This is a genomic window from Pseudarthrobacter sp. C4D7 (genome assembly GCF_013359725.1).
Classification (GTDB): Bacteria; Actinomycetota; Actinomycetes; order Actinomycetales; family Micrococcaceae; genus Arthrobacter.
This window is the reverse complement of the sequence record NZ_JABFMW010000024.1, coordinates 12,450-27,549: the sequence shown is the minus strand read 5'-3', so window position 1 is coordinate 27,549 and position 15,100 is coordinate 12,450. Positions and strand designations below refer to the sequence as shown.

Sequence of the window (15,100 nt, the reverse complement as noted above, 5' to 3'; positions counted from 1 at the left end):
TTGTCACGGAAAGAAACACCGCACCGGAAGAGCCGGTGGGAACCTCAACGAGGCGGTTCCCACCTACCCCGTCCGGAGCTCAATCAAGGAGATCAACGATGACTGCAGCATTTGAGCCCACCCAGCAGACGCCCGAAGAGCAGGCCGCCGCCCTGGAGCTCGAGTGGGCCGCCAACCCCCGCTGGGAAGGTGTGACCCGGGACTACTCAGCCTCCGACGTCGTCCGTCTCCGCGGCCGCGTCTCCGAAGAGCACACGCTGGCTCGCCGCGGCTCGGAAAAGCTGTGGAAGCAGCTCACCGAAGAACACAAGACCGGCGGCTACACCAATGCCCTGGGCGCCCTTACCGGCAACCAGGCCGTGCAGCAGGTCAAAGCCGGGCTGCGCGCCATCTACCTCTCCGGCTGGCAGGTCGCCGCGGACGCCAACAACTCCGGCCACACCTACCCGGACCAGTCGCTCTACCCGGCCAACTCCGTCCCCACCGTGGTCCGCCGCATCAACAACGCCCTGCTCCGTGCGGACCAGATCGAATTCTCCGAAGGCATCCAGACCGTCGAGGACTGGCTGGTCCCGATCGTTGCCGACGCCGAAGCCGGCTTCGGCGGCCCGCTGAACGCCTACGAACTCATGAAATCCATGATCCAGGCCGGCGCCTCCGGTGTTCACTGGGAGGACCAGCTCGCCTCGGAGAAGAAGTGCGGCCACCTCGGCGGCAAGGTACTGATCCCCACCCAGCAGCACGTCCGCACCCTGAACGCCGCCCGCCTCGCCGCCGACGTCGCCGGCACTCCCACCGTCGTCATCGCCCGCACCGACGCCGAAGCCGCCACCCTGATCACCTCCGACGTGGACGAGCGCGACCAGGAATTCATCACCGGCGAGCGCACGGCGGAAGGCTTCTACAAGGTCCGCAACGGCATCGAACCCTGCATCGCCCGCGCCAAGGCCTACGCCCCGTACTCCGACCTCATCTGGATGGAAACCGGCACCCCGGACCTGGAACTGGCCCGCAAGTTCGCCGAATCCGTCAAGGCCGAGTTCCCGGACCAGATGCTCTCCTACAACTGCTCCCCGTCGTTCAACTGGCGCAAGCACCTGGACGACGCCACCATCGCCAAGTTCCAGCGCGAACTCGGCGCCATGGGCTTCACGTTCCAGTTCATCACCCTAGCCGGGTTCCACGCCCTGAACTACTCGATGTTCGACCTCGCCCACGGTTACGCCCGTGAAGGCATGAGCGCCTACGTCGAACTCCAGGAAAAGGAATTCGCCTCCGAGTCCCGCGGCTACACCGCAACCAAGCACCAGCGCGAAGTCGGCACCGGCTACTTCGACACCATCTCCACGGCGCTAAACCCGAACGCGTCCACCCTCGCATTGGTCGGATCGACCGAAGAGGGACAGTTCCACTAATCCCCAGCCGCCCAAGGTGAGCCGTTCGCTTCGCTCACCGAAGAGGCACGACGGCGGCACTCGCCCAAGCGTGGCCGTCGAGGGCCGGGAGGGGGAATCCGGAAGCGTGCGTAAAGGGGCCCTGTCCCCGGCGTCGACCGAGCTTTGCGAGGTCTTACGCCGGGGATGGGGATGGCACGCGGAGGATTTCCCTTCCCGGCCCCACCCAGGCAAGTCCCGCCGTCGAACTTCCCTTCCGTCTTTAAGGAGACTGAGATGAACAGCTTCACCGACAGCTTCACGATCAACGGCATCACCATGACTGCCCAGCCCATTTGCCGGCAGGACGAGGTTCTGACCCCGGATGCACTGTCCTTCATTGCAAAGCTGCACCGGGCTACCGCCGAACGGCGGCAGGAACTGCTGCAGGCGCGGCGCACCCGGCGGGCTGACATCGCCGCTGGAGCGGACCCGCGGTTCCTGCGGGAGACCGAGCACATCCGCAATGACTCCTCGTGGCGGGTCGCTCCCCCGGCACCGGGCCTGGAGGACCGCCGCGTCGAAATCACGGGCCCGGTGGACAAAAAGATGACCATCAACGCGCTGAACTCGGGCGCCAAGGTGTGGCTGGCGGACATGGAGGATTCCTCCACCCCCACGTGGCGGAACGTCCTCAAGGGCCAGCTGAACCTGACGGACGCCCTGGAGCGCCGGATCGACTTCACCAGCGAAGAGGGCAAGGAGTACAAGCTGAAGCCCGCCGGGGACCTGCCCACCATTGTGGTCCGCCCGCGCGGCTGGCACCTGCCGGAGAAGCACATGCTCGTGGACGGCCAGCCCATCGCCGGCGGCATCGTGGACTTCGGCCTGTTCTTCTTCCACAACGCCCGCCGCCTGCTCGCCCAGGGCAAGGGCCCCTACTTCTACCTGCCCAAGATCGAGAACCACCTCGAAGCCCGGCTGTGGAACGACATCTTCATCCTGGCCCAGGACCTGCTCGGCATCCCGCAGGGCACCATCCGCGCCACGGTGCTGATCGAGACCATCACCGCAGCGTTCGAAATGGAGGAAATCCTCTACGAACTGCGCGACCACGCCGCCGGCCTGAACGCCGGCCGCTGGGACTACATCTTCTCCCTGATCAAGAACTTCCGTACCCGCGGCCCCCGCTTCGTCCTGCCGGACCGCGGCCAGGTGACCATGACCCAGCCCTTCATGCGCGCCTACACCGAACAGCTGGTCCGCGCCTGCCACAAGCGCGGCGCCATGGCCATCGGCGGCATGGCAGCAGCCGTCCCCAACCGCAAGGACCCGGAGGCCAACGCCAACGCCCTGGAGAAGGTCCGCGCAGACAAGACCCGCGAGGCCAATGACGGCTTCGACGGCTCCTGGGTGGCGCATCCGGACCTGGTGCCCGTGTGCCGCGAAGTGTTCGACGGCGTCCTGGGCAGCAAGCCGAACCAGCTGGACCGGCTCCGCGAGGATGTCATCCCGGACGACCGCGCCCTGATCGACGTTGCCGCCACCACCGGCACGATCACCGAACAGGGCATCCGGAACAACATCGAAGTGGGCATCCGCTACATCGAATCCTGGCTCCGCGGGAACGGTGCGGTGGCCATCCATAACCTCATGGAGGACGCCGCCACGGCCGAGATCTCGCGCTCGCAGCTGTGGCAATGGATCTACGCCCGGGCCATCACGGACCAGGGCGAGATCGTCAGCCATGAGTGGGTGGAGGAACTGCTGGACGAGGAATTCGCCCGGCTGGAGCGCTTTGACGGCGACCGCTTCGAGGACGCCCGCGACATCTTCGAAGAGGTCACGCTCAGCCGCGAATTCCCCTCTTTCCTCACCCTCCCCGCTTACGCCCGCTACCTGACGGAGGCCCGTGAAAAGGCCACCGTCGAGGAGCTCGCCGCGGCGTAACCGGAATTCCGTCTGCCGGGCCGGCACGCCCTCCGCAACAGGCTCCCCGAAATCCGGGGCGCCGGCCCGGCGGCGGAGCACCACCCACAACGCCCGCTCACTTTCGCCAGGAAAGTGAGCGGGCGTCGTCGTATTGGCTGCAATAGGTGAGCGGGCGTCGTCGTTTGTGTTGCGTTAAGTGAGCGGGCGTGCAGGGGAACGTACGACGGCGGGCCTCGCCTCAGCGCCCCTTGGGCACCTGCCGCACGGACAGGGTGGTGCTGACGAAGAAGGTGAGCACCGACGCCAGGATGACCAGCAGGGCCGGCGTCCACGATCCGGAGTTGTCGTGCACAAAGCCCACCAGCGGGGGCGCCACGGCGGCGAGGCAGTAACCCAGGCCCTGGACAGTTGCGGACATCCGGCCTGCCGAGGCCTGGTCGCGGGCCAGCTTGATGATGGCAATGAAGATCAGCGTGATGCCGCCGCCCTGCGCGATGCCGCCGGACGTGGACCACAGCCACCACAGTTGCGGCAGGAAAAGCAGTCCCACCGGGACGGCAAGCCACAGCGAACCCAGGGTGACCGCCACCGCCGTCGTACTCAGGTATTTGGCCGCGAAGGGCACGCCGAGCCCGCCCACGATGGCCAGGATCTGGAAAATGGAGGACGCGGCGCCGGCCTGGGCCGCGTTCATTCCCAGTTCGTCGTGCAGGTAGCTGGGCAGCCACGCCGTGACGCCGTAGTAGGAGAAAGCCTGGCCGCCGAAGCCGGCAGTGAGTCCGAAGGTAGTCCATCCGGACCGGTTTGCCGGCACCCGGGGCGTGTCCCCGCCGTCCTCGGCCTTGGCCAGGAAAGCCGTCCGCGGCCCCACGGCCAGCACCCACACCGCCACCGCCGCAACGGCCAGGACGGCCACAGCGGCCAGGGCCAGCCGCCATCCCGTCACTGCCGCCAGCGGGGCCATGATCACCGAGGTCAGGAATGACCCGATGTTCAGCGCTGCCGTATAGATCCCCATCGCGGTCCCCTGCCGCCGCGGCGCAAAATCGCGGCGGATGATCAGCGGCACCGCAATGTTGCCCACGGTGATGGCCACTCCAATGACCACCGTTCCGGCCACCACCAGGGCCGGTCCTCCCGCGGAGCGGAGCAGGACGCCCGCCAGCACCCCCAGGATGGTTAACGTCACGGCGAACTCGGCACCGAATTTCCGGGCCGCCAGGGACGCCAGCGGAGCCGCCAGCGAAAAACACAGTACGGGGATGCTGGTCAGCAGCCCCAGCATGACCGGTGAAAAGTGCAGCTCGGCCTGCATGAGGTCCACCAGCGGTGCAACGGCAACGAAGGGACCCCGGAGGTTCAGCGCCAGCAGGCCGATGCAGGCCAGCAGGACCCAGCTTTTCGGGATGCGGGACAGGACGCGGCCGCTCACAGGGCCATAATCGGGAATGGGCGTGGCTTCATCACTCCATTGCTATCACGCTCCGCGTTGCTGGGGTTTCAGGCTCCCTCCGGACCGGGCCTGCCATACGATGAACCTGACCCCAGGACGCAGGACCCCGCGAAGGACACTGATGACCCACCGCCTAGCCATCCTCGACGACTACCAGGACGTGGCCAGCGGCTTCGCCGACTTCGCAGCGCTGGAAGCGCAAGGGGTCACAGTGACGTCATACCGGAAGCCCTTTGCCTCCCGGGAGGCCCTGGTCTCGGCACTGGGTGACGCCACCATGGTGATCGCCATGCGCGAGCGGACAGCGTTCCCCCGTGAGGTCTTCGAGCAACTGCCGGCGCTTGAGCTGCTGGTCACCACCGGCATGGCCAACGCCGCCATCGACGTTGCCGCCGCGGCTGAGCATGGAGTGACGGTGTGCGGCACGCCCGGCTCCCCCACTGCCGCGCCCGAACTGACCTGGGCCCTCCTGCTGGCCATCGCCCGGCACCTCCCCGCCGAGGAGAACTCGCTCAGGGCGGGCACCTGGCAGTCGACGGTGGGCTTTGAGCTGGCCGGCAAAACGTTGGGGATCGTGGGGCTGGGCAAGATTGGCCGGCGGATCGCCGCGTATGGGCAGGCGTTCGGCATGGACGTGGTGGCCTGGAGCCAGAACCTCACAGCCGGGGCAGCCGCGGAGGCCGGTGCACGCATGGTGTCCAAGGAAGAGCTTTTCGCAGCGTCCGACGTCGCCACCCTCCACCTGCGCCTCTCCCCCAGGTCGGAGAACACCGTGGGCGAGGCCGAGCTGCGGCTGCTGGGCCCCGAAGGAATCCTGGTCAACACCGCCCGTGGACCGCTGGTGGACCAGGAGGCCCTGATCAAGGCCCTGAACGAAGGGTGGATCCGCGGCGCCGCCCTGGACGTCTTCGACCAGGAACCCCTCCAGGCCGGCCACCCGCTCCTGGCCGCGCCGAACACGGTGCTTTCCCCGCACCTGGGCTACGTCACGCAGGAAAGCTACCGGCAGTTCTATGGCGGCGCCCTGGAGGACGTCACCGCCTGGCTTGCCGGCTCGCCCATCCGAACCATCACCGCCTGACCTGGAGAGGCACCGCATGACCCACACCATCCGCCGGGCAACAGCGGACGACGCCGGCCCGCTCGCCGCGCTGGCGGCTGTCACCTTTCCGCTGGCCTGCCCGCCGTCGTCGTCGCCTGCCGACATTGCCGCCCACCTGGCCAACACGCTCAGCGAGGAGCACTTCCGCGGCTATCTCGCAGACCCGGACGTCACCATCCTGGTCATCGACCGCGACGGGGAGCTGTTCGGCTACAGCCTGCTGGTGGACAGGCCGGCAGCGGATCCGGACGTGGCCTCCGTCCTGGCCCTGCTGCCGTCAGTGGAAATCAGCAAATGCTATGTCCACCCCGACTATCACGGACTGGGCGCGGCTGCCGAACTCATGCACGCCAGCCTCGAGGCGGCCGCGGAATCCGGTGCCGCCGGGGCCTGGCTGGGCGTCAACAGCCAGAACGCCCGGGCCATCCGCTTCTACGGGAAGTCGGGATTCCACAAAGTGGGCACCAAGTCGTTCGGGCTGGGCAGCACCATTGAGCACGACTTCGTCCTGGAACGCGCCCTGCCCTGACCCTGCCCAGGGCGCCGTTCAACCCAAGCCCCGGCCCCTGCGCCTACCTGCCAGCCACACCGTTGGGCGGGTAGGCCAGGGGCGGGCGGGGTTCCGTCAGGAGCTTAAGCCCGGGCGGAAGCCCTTCGATGTTTCCCTTCGTTCCCTCCGCAGTGATGGTGACCCGGCTGGTGTCCAGCAGGACGTTCTCCGCCCGGAAGGCGCCCACGATCTCCGGCAGGATCGGCGCCAGGTGCACCACCCCGCGGGTAAAGACGGGATCGAGCCTCAGCAGGATCCGCGCCAGCTGCACAGGAGCGGCAGCAGCCCACGCCTGGGGGGAACAGGCAGTGGGGTACGGCACGGGGCCGGCGAACTCGCCCCGGTCAAAGCCGCAGAACAGTTCAGGGAGCCGGCCGTTGAAATGCGCGGCCGCATCGAAGATTCCCAAGGCGACCCGTTTGGCTTCGTCCACGAACCCGTAGCGCATCAGGCCGGTGGCAACCAGCGCCGTATCGTGCGGCCAGACGGAGCCGTTGTGGTAGCTGACGGGGTTGTAGGCGCCCATGTCGGAGGCCAGCGTGCGGATCCCCCAGCCGGTGAACATCTGTGGCGACATCAGGTGCTCCATCACGGACACCGCCTTGTCTTCGTCCGCGATGCCGGCCCAGAGGCAGTGGCCGATGTTGGACGTCAGTGCGTCGACGGGCCGCTTGTCCTTGTCCAGCGCCACGGCATAATATCCCTTGTCCGGCAGCCAGAACTTCTTGTTGAATTCCTCTTTGAACGCCGCTGCCTTGTCCGCCCACCGCATCTCCAACGCGGTGTCGCCGCTCCAGTGGGCCAGCAGCGACCTGCCCAGGTAGGCCGAGTAGACGTAGGCCTGGACCTCACACAGGGCAATCGGTGCTTCGGCGATGGTGCCGTCCGCGAAATTGATCCCGTCCCAGGAGTCTTTCCAACCCTGGTTGACCAGGCCGTGCTCGTTGGCGCGGGCGTATTCGACGAATCCGTCACCGTCCCGGTCGCCATACTTTTCGATCCATTCCAGCGCACGGTCGGCGTGGGCCAGGAGCGGCTGGATCTTTTCCCTGGACAGTCCCCAGCGGCTCAGTTCACCGAGGACCGCCACGAACAGCGGGGTGGCGTCCGCGGTACCGTAGTACGCACTGCCGCCCAGGGAGAGGCCCGCGGTGACGCCCAGCCGGACCTCATGCGGGATGCGGCCGGGTTCCTCCTCCGAATCCGGGTCCACTTTCTTCCCCTGGATCCCGGCGAGGGTCTGCAGGGTCCCCAGCGCCAGGTTGGGGTTGACCATCAGGCTCATGTAGGAGGTCAACAGCGAGTCCCTGCCGAACAGCGCCATAAACCACGGCGCACCGGCGGCGACGGCGGCGCGTTCCGGGTGGTGCGCATCGAAAATCCGCAGGGCGCCCAGATCGCTCTGGCTGCGGTTCAGCGCTTCCTGGAGGTGGGCGTCCTGGATGCTGATCCGCGGCACGCCCTCTTCCCAGGCCAGGTGCCGTTGCACGCCCTCCCGGTGGTGGGGCAGCTGGCCTTCCTTGAACGGCTTTTCGGGTGCTTCCCCGTTCACCAGCGGCACCACGATGACGCTGGTGGCCCACTTGCCCCGGGCCGGGACGGTGACACGGAAGCGCAACCCATCGGTGCTGACGTCCGCGCCCCGCGCCCCGATCGCGGAACCCCGCTGCTGGCCATGCCTGGCGGCCTCGATGATCAGGCGGCCTTCCGACACGGTCCGGGTGGTGTCATCCGGCCCAGTTGCGCGTCCGCCCTTGACGTCGAAGAGGTCTGCCTGGTCCGCGTCAACCAGCAGCTCGATGTCACATTCCACCGGTTCGGATGCGTAGTTCTCCAGCGAGATGTCGTCCTGCAGGCCCGGCCCGATGTGCCGGACCTGGCGTACCACCAGCGGGCTGTCGAACCTGCCGCCGGGCCACTTCGCCCGGCCTACAAAGGTGGCCTCGAACGGCTGCGGGCGTTGTGCGGAAAGGGGTTCGCGCAGCGATCCGTTGATCCTCAACATCCAGCGGGAAATGATCCGGGTGTCCTGGTAGAAGACGCCGTTCGTGCCTGCGTCGGGGCTGATGTCACCGCTGCCCGACGAGATGCAGAAGGAGGAACCCTCCAGCACGGTGACAGAGCCCGATTCTGTCCGGGCTGCCTCAATGTCTTCGTTCCAGGCGGTCATGGGAGGACTCCCTTCTCAAGGGGAAACTATCCCGGGAACCGGGACATGCGGTGATGGCCCTATCGATTCTGGTGCACGGGGGCGGCATCCGGAACCCCTCCCGGCGATCTGCCGGCGAGCAGTTGTTGGAAAAGCCCCAGGTACTGGGCAACCATCCGCCCGGCGCTGAACCTCTCCTCCACCGAGGCACGGCACCGTTCCCTGCTCAGGCCTGCTGCTTCCCCCACCAGGCCCGTCAATTCCTGGGTGTCCCCCAGGAATCCAGTGCGGCCATGCTCCACGATTTCCGGGGCAGAGCCGATGCGTGTGCTGAGGACAGGGGTGCCGGTGGCCAGCGCCTCGATCATCATCAGGCCAAATGGTTCGGCCCACTGGATAGGGGTCAGGAATGCCATGGCCTCCCCCATCAGCCGGTACTTGGCGTGATCGTCCACTTCCCCCACGAAATCCTCGTTGGGGCCAAGGATGGGTTCGATGACCTCTCGGAAGTAGCGGATCTCATCAGGTTCCCGCATTTTCACCGCGATTTTGAGATGCACGCCGGCCTGCCGCGCAATGGTGATTGCCTCCAGCAGGCCTTTGTCCCTGGAGGCACGGCCAACGAAGCACAGGTAACCGCCGCGTCCGCTTCCCACCGGAACATCGGCAACATCCATCCCGTGATGGATCACCTGTGTAACGGGGACATCCTGGGCATGCGAGGCCTGGTCCTGCGATATTGCCACGATGGCGGTGTTGCGGGACATGGCACGGTACACGTCCCTGGCGTCTTGGTGGAGCGGCCCGTGGATGGTGCTGACCACGGGAATGGCCGCTGGCCGTTGTGCGTGAAGCGGCCCGGCCAGTGTGTGGTCGTGGATGATGTCAACATCCTGGAGTCCCTGGTAGGCCCGGATGACGTGGCTGAGCTCAGACATCGTCAGGCCCAGCTCGTCCCGGGATGCCGGCCGCATTCCCGGCACGTGCGGAACGGGGCAGGTGCTTTCGGACGGGGCCGCCAGCAGCACTTCGTGTCCGGCCGCACTGAAACCGCGCGCCAGGGTGTCCACCACTCTTTCAATGCCGCCGTAGGTGACCGGCGGAATGGGGATCCACGGCCCTGCGACAACTCCGATACGCATCTCCGGCCTCCAGAAAAACGAGGCCCGGACTCCCAGCCGCCAGGCACACAGATCTGCAGGGCACACCTGTCCTGCGGTATTCGGCACTTCCATGGCGTCTGCTTCACCTACCTCAGAACTATTGCCCAGGACGTCCCCGGCCACAAGGGCCGAATGTGCCCCATCTCACGGCAGGCGCCGGAATGGCCGCTCCGGCGCCCCGGTTATGCAAGGCATGAAGATTGAGATCTGGTCGGACGTTGCGTGCCCGTGGTGCTTCATCGGCAAGCGCCGGTTCGAGGCTGCCCTGGCTGCGTTCCCCCACCGTGAAGCCGTGGAGGTGGTGTGGCGCAGCTACCAGCTGGACCCCTCACTGCCCGAGCACTATGACGGGACCGAACTGGACTACCTGAGCAGCCGCAAGGGCATGCCGGAGAACCAGGTGAGGCAGATGTTTGACCACGTGGCCCAGCAGGCCAAGGGGGAAGGCCTGGATTACCGGTTCCACCAGGTGGTGGTGGCCAACAGCTTCACCGCCCACCGCCTGATCCACCTCGCGGCAGCCCATGGCACGCAGGATGCGGCGAAGGAACGCCTGCTCAGCGACCACTTCGAGCACGGCAAGGACATCGGCAGCCGGGATTACCTGACCTCCCTGGGCCGGGACCTGGGCCTGCCCGCCGGAGAAGTGGCGGAGCTCTTCACCACCGACAAATACTCGGACGAGGTCCGGCTCGATTTCCAGGAGGCCCGGGGGCTGGGAATCAGCGGCGTTCCATTCTTTGTGATCGACCGGAAGTTCGGGCTGTCCGGCGCCCAGCCCACCGAAACGTTCACGAGTGCCCTCAACCAGGCATGGGAAGACGCGCATCCCCTGGTCCTGGTCAATTCGTCCGACGCACAAGCCTGCGGTCCCGACGGCTGCACGATGTAGCTCTTTTACTGACACATCACGGTAAAGTGTCTGTATGCCCAGGATTTCAGCGGCCACGAATGCCGAACAACGTGCAGACACCCAGCGCCGTATCCTCACCGCTTTTGGCGAGCTCCTGTTCACCCACGGCCTCCCCGGGCTGACCATGACAGACGTGGCCCGGCATGCGGGCGTGGGGCGCACGGCCGTGTACAACTACTACGCGGACATAGAGGAACTCCTGATCTCCTACGCCCTGGATGAGACGGAAAAATTCCTGTCCGACCTGCGCGAATCGCTGAACCGCCTGGAGAATCCGGTGGAGCGGCTGGCCCTGTACGTGCGCGCCCAGGTGGTTGACCTCAGCCGGCGCCACCTCCCGCCGGGGCCGGCCATGGGGGCGGTGCTGTCGCCGTCGTCGTTCGCCAAACTCTCCGACCATGTGGGCGAGTTGAGCGTCCTGCTGCAGGGCATCCTGCGTGACGGAATGGAGCAGGGTTACCTGCCGGCCGCGGACGTGGGCCAACAGTCCCAGCTGATCCTCGGCACCCTGTCCTCCAGCGCCGCGAGGGGCAGCGACGAGACGGCTGAACTGGAGGCACGCGTGGCACGGACCGTGCGCTTCATCCAGCTGGGCGCGGGAGCAAGGTTCGACGACGGCGGGCGGCCCGTCCGCGTGGGCCAGCTTCCGGCTGTGGCCGGCTGAGCCGGGCGGTCAGGGAGTGGGAGCTGCTGCGGGAAGGACCGGCAGCTTGTCCGTATCCGCCGTGCGCCGGTTTTCCCGGGGGCAGCTGAGCCTGCCGGGGGTCTGGTCCACCAGCTCCGGCGGGACCAGCGCCTTGAAGTCCTGCGCCAGGATGACGTCCACGCTGGCGTCGGTCCTGCCGTCCTGGAAGTAGTCGGATCCCGGCACGTGGCGCTGCACCGTGAAGGCCGACGCCTGCCCTGCGGAGCCTGATACGACAGCGGCCACGCCCCGGTAACCGGCGCTGATGTTCGCCACGTTCCCCACCACGAACCTCCGCGCCAGGAGTTCATCCGCCGCGGAGCGGGCAAGGCCCGGCCGGCTGGTGGAGTTGTAGACGTTGACGTTGACCGTGCCCGTGGGCGTGTAGTCGAACATCGACGCCGGGCAGGAGGCCACAGGGGTTGGGGCCGGTTGTGCCGACGGCAGCTTCAGCCGGCCGTTGATGATGGCCAGGGCCAGAATAATGCCTGCGGCGATCAGGCCGATCAGGAGCACCAGCACTACGCCGTGCAGTGTGCGGCGGCGGATCCTGGCGGTCCCGTCGCCCTCCCCCGCCACTTCGATGGCGGCGCGCAGCTCAGGTCCGGAAACAACATGGTGGCCATGAAGGATGCCGGGGTCCTTTAGCCGCTTGCTAGCCATCAAGCACCAGGACGCGGGCGTGGATCGCGGTGCGCTGGTGCAGCGCGGTCCGCACCGCACGGTGGAGGCCGTCCTCCAGGTAGAGGGTCCCTTGGTACTGCACTACATGCGGGAACAGGTCACCGAAAAATGTGGAGTCTTCCGCCAGCAGCGCTTCCAGGTCCAGGGTGCGTTTGGTGGTCACGAGTTCGTCCAGACGGACCGGCCGCGGCGGCAGCGAGGCCCACTGCTTGGGAGTGCTGTAACCATGGTCGGGGTAAGGGCGGCCCTCGCCCACAGCTTTGAATATCACCATGCCACAGTAGGCACCGCGGTGCCCCAGCGAAAGTGGCAGGGCGGGCCCGCACCAGGTTGTGGCCAAACAGTAACCATCCGCTCTGTGGCCGCTCCGGGGGCGCATTTACGGGGCAGCACCGGTCCTGCTGACAGAATGGACCCATGACAGCCTCCGAGTCCCCAGCCGTGCCCGCGCCCGGAACCCGCCTGCCCTCCGCCCCGCCGCTGGCGCTGCTGCTGGATGTGGACGGGCCGGTGGCCAGCCCCGTGACACGGGACGTCAAGCCCGGCATCATCGAGGACCTGGTGGCCCTCGCGGCAGCCGGAATCCCCGTCATCTTCAACACCGGCCGCTCAGACGCCTTCATCCGCGAGCAGGTCATGGAACCAATGATCGCTGCCGGCATCCCGGCAGGGACCGTCATCCACGCCGTCTGCGAAAAGGGCGCCGTCTGGTTCAGCTACACATCCGCCGGCCCGGGCCCCGTCCATGTGGACCGGGAGCTTGCCGTACCGTCAGCGTACGGGGACGACATCCGCCGGCTGGTGGCTGCGGACTTTGCCGCCCATATGTTTTTTGACGAAACCAAGCGCGCCATGGTCTCCGTAGAGCAGCACATCGACGTGCCCAGCGCCGACTACCTCGCAGAGCAGAAGTTGTTCGACGCCCGGGCGATGGAACTCATGGCCCGGCATGGGCTGGGCGTGGTCCGGCTTGACCACCATGTGCCAAATTCCGACGACGACGTGGACTACCGCGTGGATCCCACCATCATCTCCACGGACATCGAGTCGGTGCGGCTGGGCAAGGACCTGGGCGCGAGCCGCGCCGTGGAGCTGCTCGCGGCACAGGGCATCACGCCGCAGGCGTGGCGGACGGTGGGAGATTCGCGCACCGACTACGCCATGGCGGACTGGCTGCACCACAATGACCATCCGGTGAAGCACGTGGACGTGCGGCCCGCCGACGGCGTTCCCCACAAGCCCTACCCCGTGCTGACGGCGGCGGACCTGGGTCTGGAGTCAACAGTGATCCACGACGACGCCGGCGGAGCCTTCCTGCGCGCGTGGCGCGCGGCACTGGACGGCTGAGCCCCTTCCGGCCCGCCGGGGAGCCGCAATAAGGCCCCGAAACATTCCGTTACCCAGGCAGGACTATCATGCAGGTAAGAGTGCCCACTTCCACCAGCACGGAGACAACCATTACAGAAGCACCGGTCCAGGACGAGGTCTACTACGGCGCCCAACCGTCCGTGGAGGAACAATTTCACGCCGAGATCACGTCGGCGGCAGCAGAGCGGCGGCTGAGCCACCGGGCGGACGTCGTCCGGCACAAGGGCCGCTATGCCCTGATCAATGACACCAGGACTCCCTACCAGGCCATGGTGGAGGACCTTCTCTTCCTGCGCAATGTCCTGGCCAATGCCGGCCTGTCGTACCTTCTGGTGCGCGGCAACAACCACCGGCCCGTACTGGCCCTGGACTGGAAGGACCGGAAGAAACTCAGGGCAGCCCTGGTGGAAGCCTGCCGGGACGAGCCCTTCTACTCCATGACCGTGGACGCCAAGAAGAAGACGTCCGTGCTGGTGGCGGACGGCGAACTGTCGCCCAACCGGCAGGCACGGATCTTCCGGCTGTACCGTCCGCGGGTGGAGCCGGTGGGCGGTTTTGAGTTCGGCGCCTCCGCCGGCGTCCAGATCGAGTTGTGGTCCTTTGAGGGCGAACAGCTCATCCTCCCCATCGAAAACTCCCTGACCCGCAGGACCCTGCTGCGCCAGGATGCGGTCCGGGGAACGGTGGAACGCTACGGGCACACCTGGCCCACGATCGAGAACATGTTCGCCGACCACGCCAGCGACATCAGCTTCGACATCGACATCGTGTTCTCCTGGGTGGACGGCAGTTCGCCCGAATACATCGCGGCCCGCCGTGCCCAGCAACAGGGCCATGTCCTGGGCGAGGGCGACGACCATGAAGCCCGGTTCCGGCAGATCAACGAGCTGAAGTACGCCCTGCGGTCCGTGTACATGTTTGCGCCCTGGATCCGCCGGATCTTCATCGCCACGGACTCGCCCGCCCCGGCCTGGCTGGCCGAGCACCCTTCGGTCACCATCGTCCGGAGCGAGGAGTTCTTCTCCGATCCCTCGGTGCTTCCCACGCATAATTCACAGGCCGTGGAGTGCCAGCTCCAGCACATCGAGGGATTGTCCGAGCACTTCCTCTATTCCAACGACGACATGTTCTTCGGCCGTCCGGTGGGACCCGACATGTTCTTTACCCCGGGTGGCATCACCAAGTTCATCGAGGCGGAAACCCGGATTGGGCTGGGCGAAAATGACGCCGAGCGCAGCGGGTTCGAAAATGCGGCCCGGGTAAACCGAAAGCTTCTGTGGAACCGGTTCGGCCGAATCACCACCCGGCACCTGGAACACACGGCCGCGCCCCTGCGGCGGAGCGTGGTGGGCCAGATGGAGGAGGAGTTCCCCGAGGAGTTCCGCAAGACGGCGGCCAGCAGGTTCCGGGCCGCGGACAACATCTCCGTGACCAATTCCTTTTACCACTACTACGCCCTGCTGACGGGCCGCGCCGTCACGCAGACTGCGGCCAAGGTGCGCTATGTGGACACCACCATGCGCTCAGGCCTCAAGTACCTGCCCAAGCTGCTGTCCAAGCGGAATATGGATTTCTTCTGCCTGAACGACGGCAGCTTCCCCGAGGTCAGCGCCGACGAACGCGCCGAGGTAGTGACGAATTTCCTGGAGCAGTACTTTCCCATCAAGGCACCCTGGGAGAAGTAAGCCACCCACTGTGCTTGGGCCGGACGGCTCGGGCACACGGGGG

The 15,100-nt window shown here is 66.6% G+C and carries 13 protein-coding genes; 8 read left to right on the top strand and 5 right to left on the bottom strand.

Annotation, left to right across the window (positions count from 1 at the left end):
* The first annotated feature begins 98 nt into the window (after positions 1–98).
* Positions 99–1,415 carry an isocitrate lyase gene (gene aceA, locus HNO81_RS15365; protein WP_175318978.1) on the top strand — a complete coding sequence of 439 codons (1,317 nt, stop codon included), beginning with the start codon at positions 99–101 and terminating at the stop codon, positions 1,413–1,415.
* A 255-nt stretch (positions 1,416–1,670) separates the two neighbouring features.
* On the top strand, positions 1,671–3,323 hold the full coding sequence (aceB, locus tag HNO81_RS15360) for a malate synthase A (protein WP_175318977.1): 1,653 nt from the start codon (positions 1,671–1,673) through the stop codon (positions 3,321–3,323).
* Positions 3,324–3,543: 220 nt separating this feature from the next.
* Here aceB and HNO81_RS15355 read toward each other — a convergent pair whose 3' ends face one another.
* Positions 3,544–4,737, bottom strand: a complete 1,194-nt coding sequence (locus HNO81_RS15355) for an MFS transporter (protein ID WP_175318976.1) — start codon at positions 4,735–4,737, stop codon at positions 3,544–3,546.
* 142 nt (positions 4,738–4,879) lie between these two features.
* Here HNO81_RS15355 and HNO81_RS15350 point away from each other — a divergent pair, with 142 nt between their 5' ends.
* Together HNO81_RS15350 and HNO81_RS15345 are read left to right on the top strand one after the other, a co-directional pair.
* Positions 4,880–5,839 carry a D-2-hydroxyacid dehydrogenase family protein gene (locus tag HNO81_RS15350; protein ID WP_175318975.1) on the top strand — a complete coding sequence of 320 codons (960 nt, stop codon included), beginning with the start codon at positions 4,880–4,882 and terminating at the stop codon, positions 5,837–5,839.
* Positions 5,840–5,855: 16 nt separating this feature from the next.
* Positions 5,856–6,389 (top strand): GNAT family N-acetyltransferase, encoded by a 534-nt coding sequence (locus HNO81_RS15345; protein WP_175318974.1) that lies wholly within the window; start codon positions 5,856–5,858, stop codon positions 6,387–6,389.
* Positions 6,390–6,432: 43 nt separating this feature from the next.
* On the opposite strand, the gene HNO81_RS15340 is transcribed toward HNO81_RS15345, so the two are convergent.
* Both HNO81_RS15340 and HNO81_RS15335 read right to left on the bottom strand, forming a co-directional pair.
* On the bottom strand, positions 6,433–8,580 hold the full coding sequence (locus tag HNO81_RS15340; RefSeq protein WP_175318973.1) for an amylo-alpha-1,6-glucosidase: 2,148 nt from the start codon (positions 8,578–8,580) through the stop codon (positions 6,433–6,435).
* A gap of 59 nt (positions 8,581–8,639) precedes the next feature.
* A complete protein-coding gene (locus HNO81_RS15335; protein ID WP_175318972.1) occupies positions 8,640–9,701 on the bottom strand; it encodes a glycosyltransferase family 4 protein in 1,062 nt (353 codons plus the stop codon).
* Positions 9,702–9,915: 214 nt separating this feature from the next.
* Between HNO81_RS15335 and HNO81_RS15330 the strand changes: the two genes are divergently transcribed.
* Together HNO81_RS15330 and HNO81_RS15325 are read left to right on the top strand one after the other, a co-directional pair.
* Positions 9,916–10,614: a DsbA family oxidoreductase gene (locus HNO81_RS15330; protein WP_175318971.1), complete on the top strand. Its 699-nt coding sequence runs from the start codon at positions 9,916–9,918 to the stop codon at positions 10,612–10,614.
* Positions 10,615–10,648: 34 nt separating this feature from the next.
* Positions 10,649–11,299 carry a TetR/AcrR family transcriptional regulator gene (locus tag HNO81_RS15325; protein ID WP_175318970.1) on the top strand — a complete coding sequence of 217 codons (651 nt, stop codon included), beginning with the start codon at positions 10,649–10,651 and terminating at the stop codon, positions 11,297–11,299.
* Between the two features lie 9 nt (positions 11,300–11,308).
* On the opposite strand, the gene HNO81_RS15320 is transcribed toward HNO81_RS15325, so the two are convergent.
* Both HNO81_RS15320 and HNO81_RS15315 read right to left on the bottom strand, forming a co-directional pair.
* Positions 11,309–11,983: a LytR C-terminal domain-containing protein gene (locus tag HNO81_RS15320; RefSeq protein WP_175318969.1), complete on the bottom strand. Its 675-nt coding sequence runs from the start codon at positions 11,981–11,983 to the stop codon at positions 11,309–11,311.
* A complete protein-coding gene (locus HNO81_RS15315; protein WP_026264985.1) occupies positions 11,976–12,275 on the bottom strand; it encodes a type II toxin-antitoxin system VapB family antitoxin in 300 nt (99 codons plus the stop codon). Before HNO81_RS15315 ends, HNO81_RS15320 begins: the two co-directional genes overlap by 8 nt.
* A gap of 146 nt (positions 12,276–12,421) precedes the next feature.
* Here HNO81_RS15315 and HNO81_RS15310 point away from each other — a divergent pair, with 146 nt between their 5' ends.
* Entirely contained in the window at positions 12,422–13,351 is a 930-nt protein-coding gene (locus HNO81_RS15310) for a hypothetical protein (protein ID WP_175318968.1), read from the top strand.
* Positions 13,352–13,419: 68 nt separating this feature from the next.
* Positions 13,420–15,057, top strand: a complete 1,638-nt coding sequence (locus HNO81_RS15305) for a stealth family protein (protein ID WP_175318967.1) — start codon at positions 13,420–13,422, stop codon at positions 15,055–15,057.
* Positions 15,058–15,100: the final 43 nt, after the last annotated feature.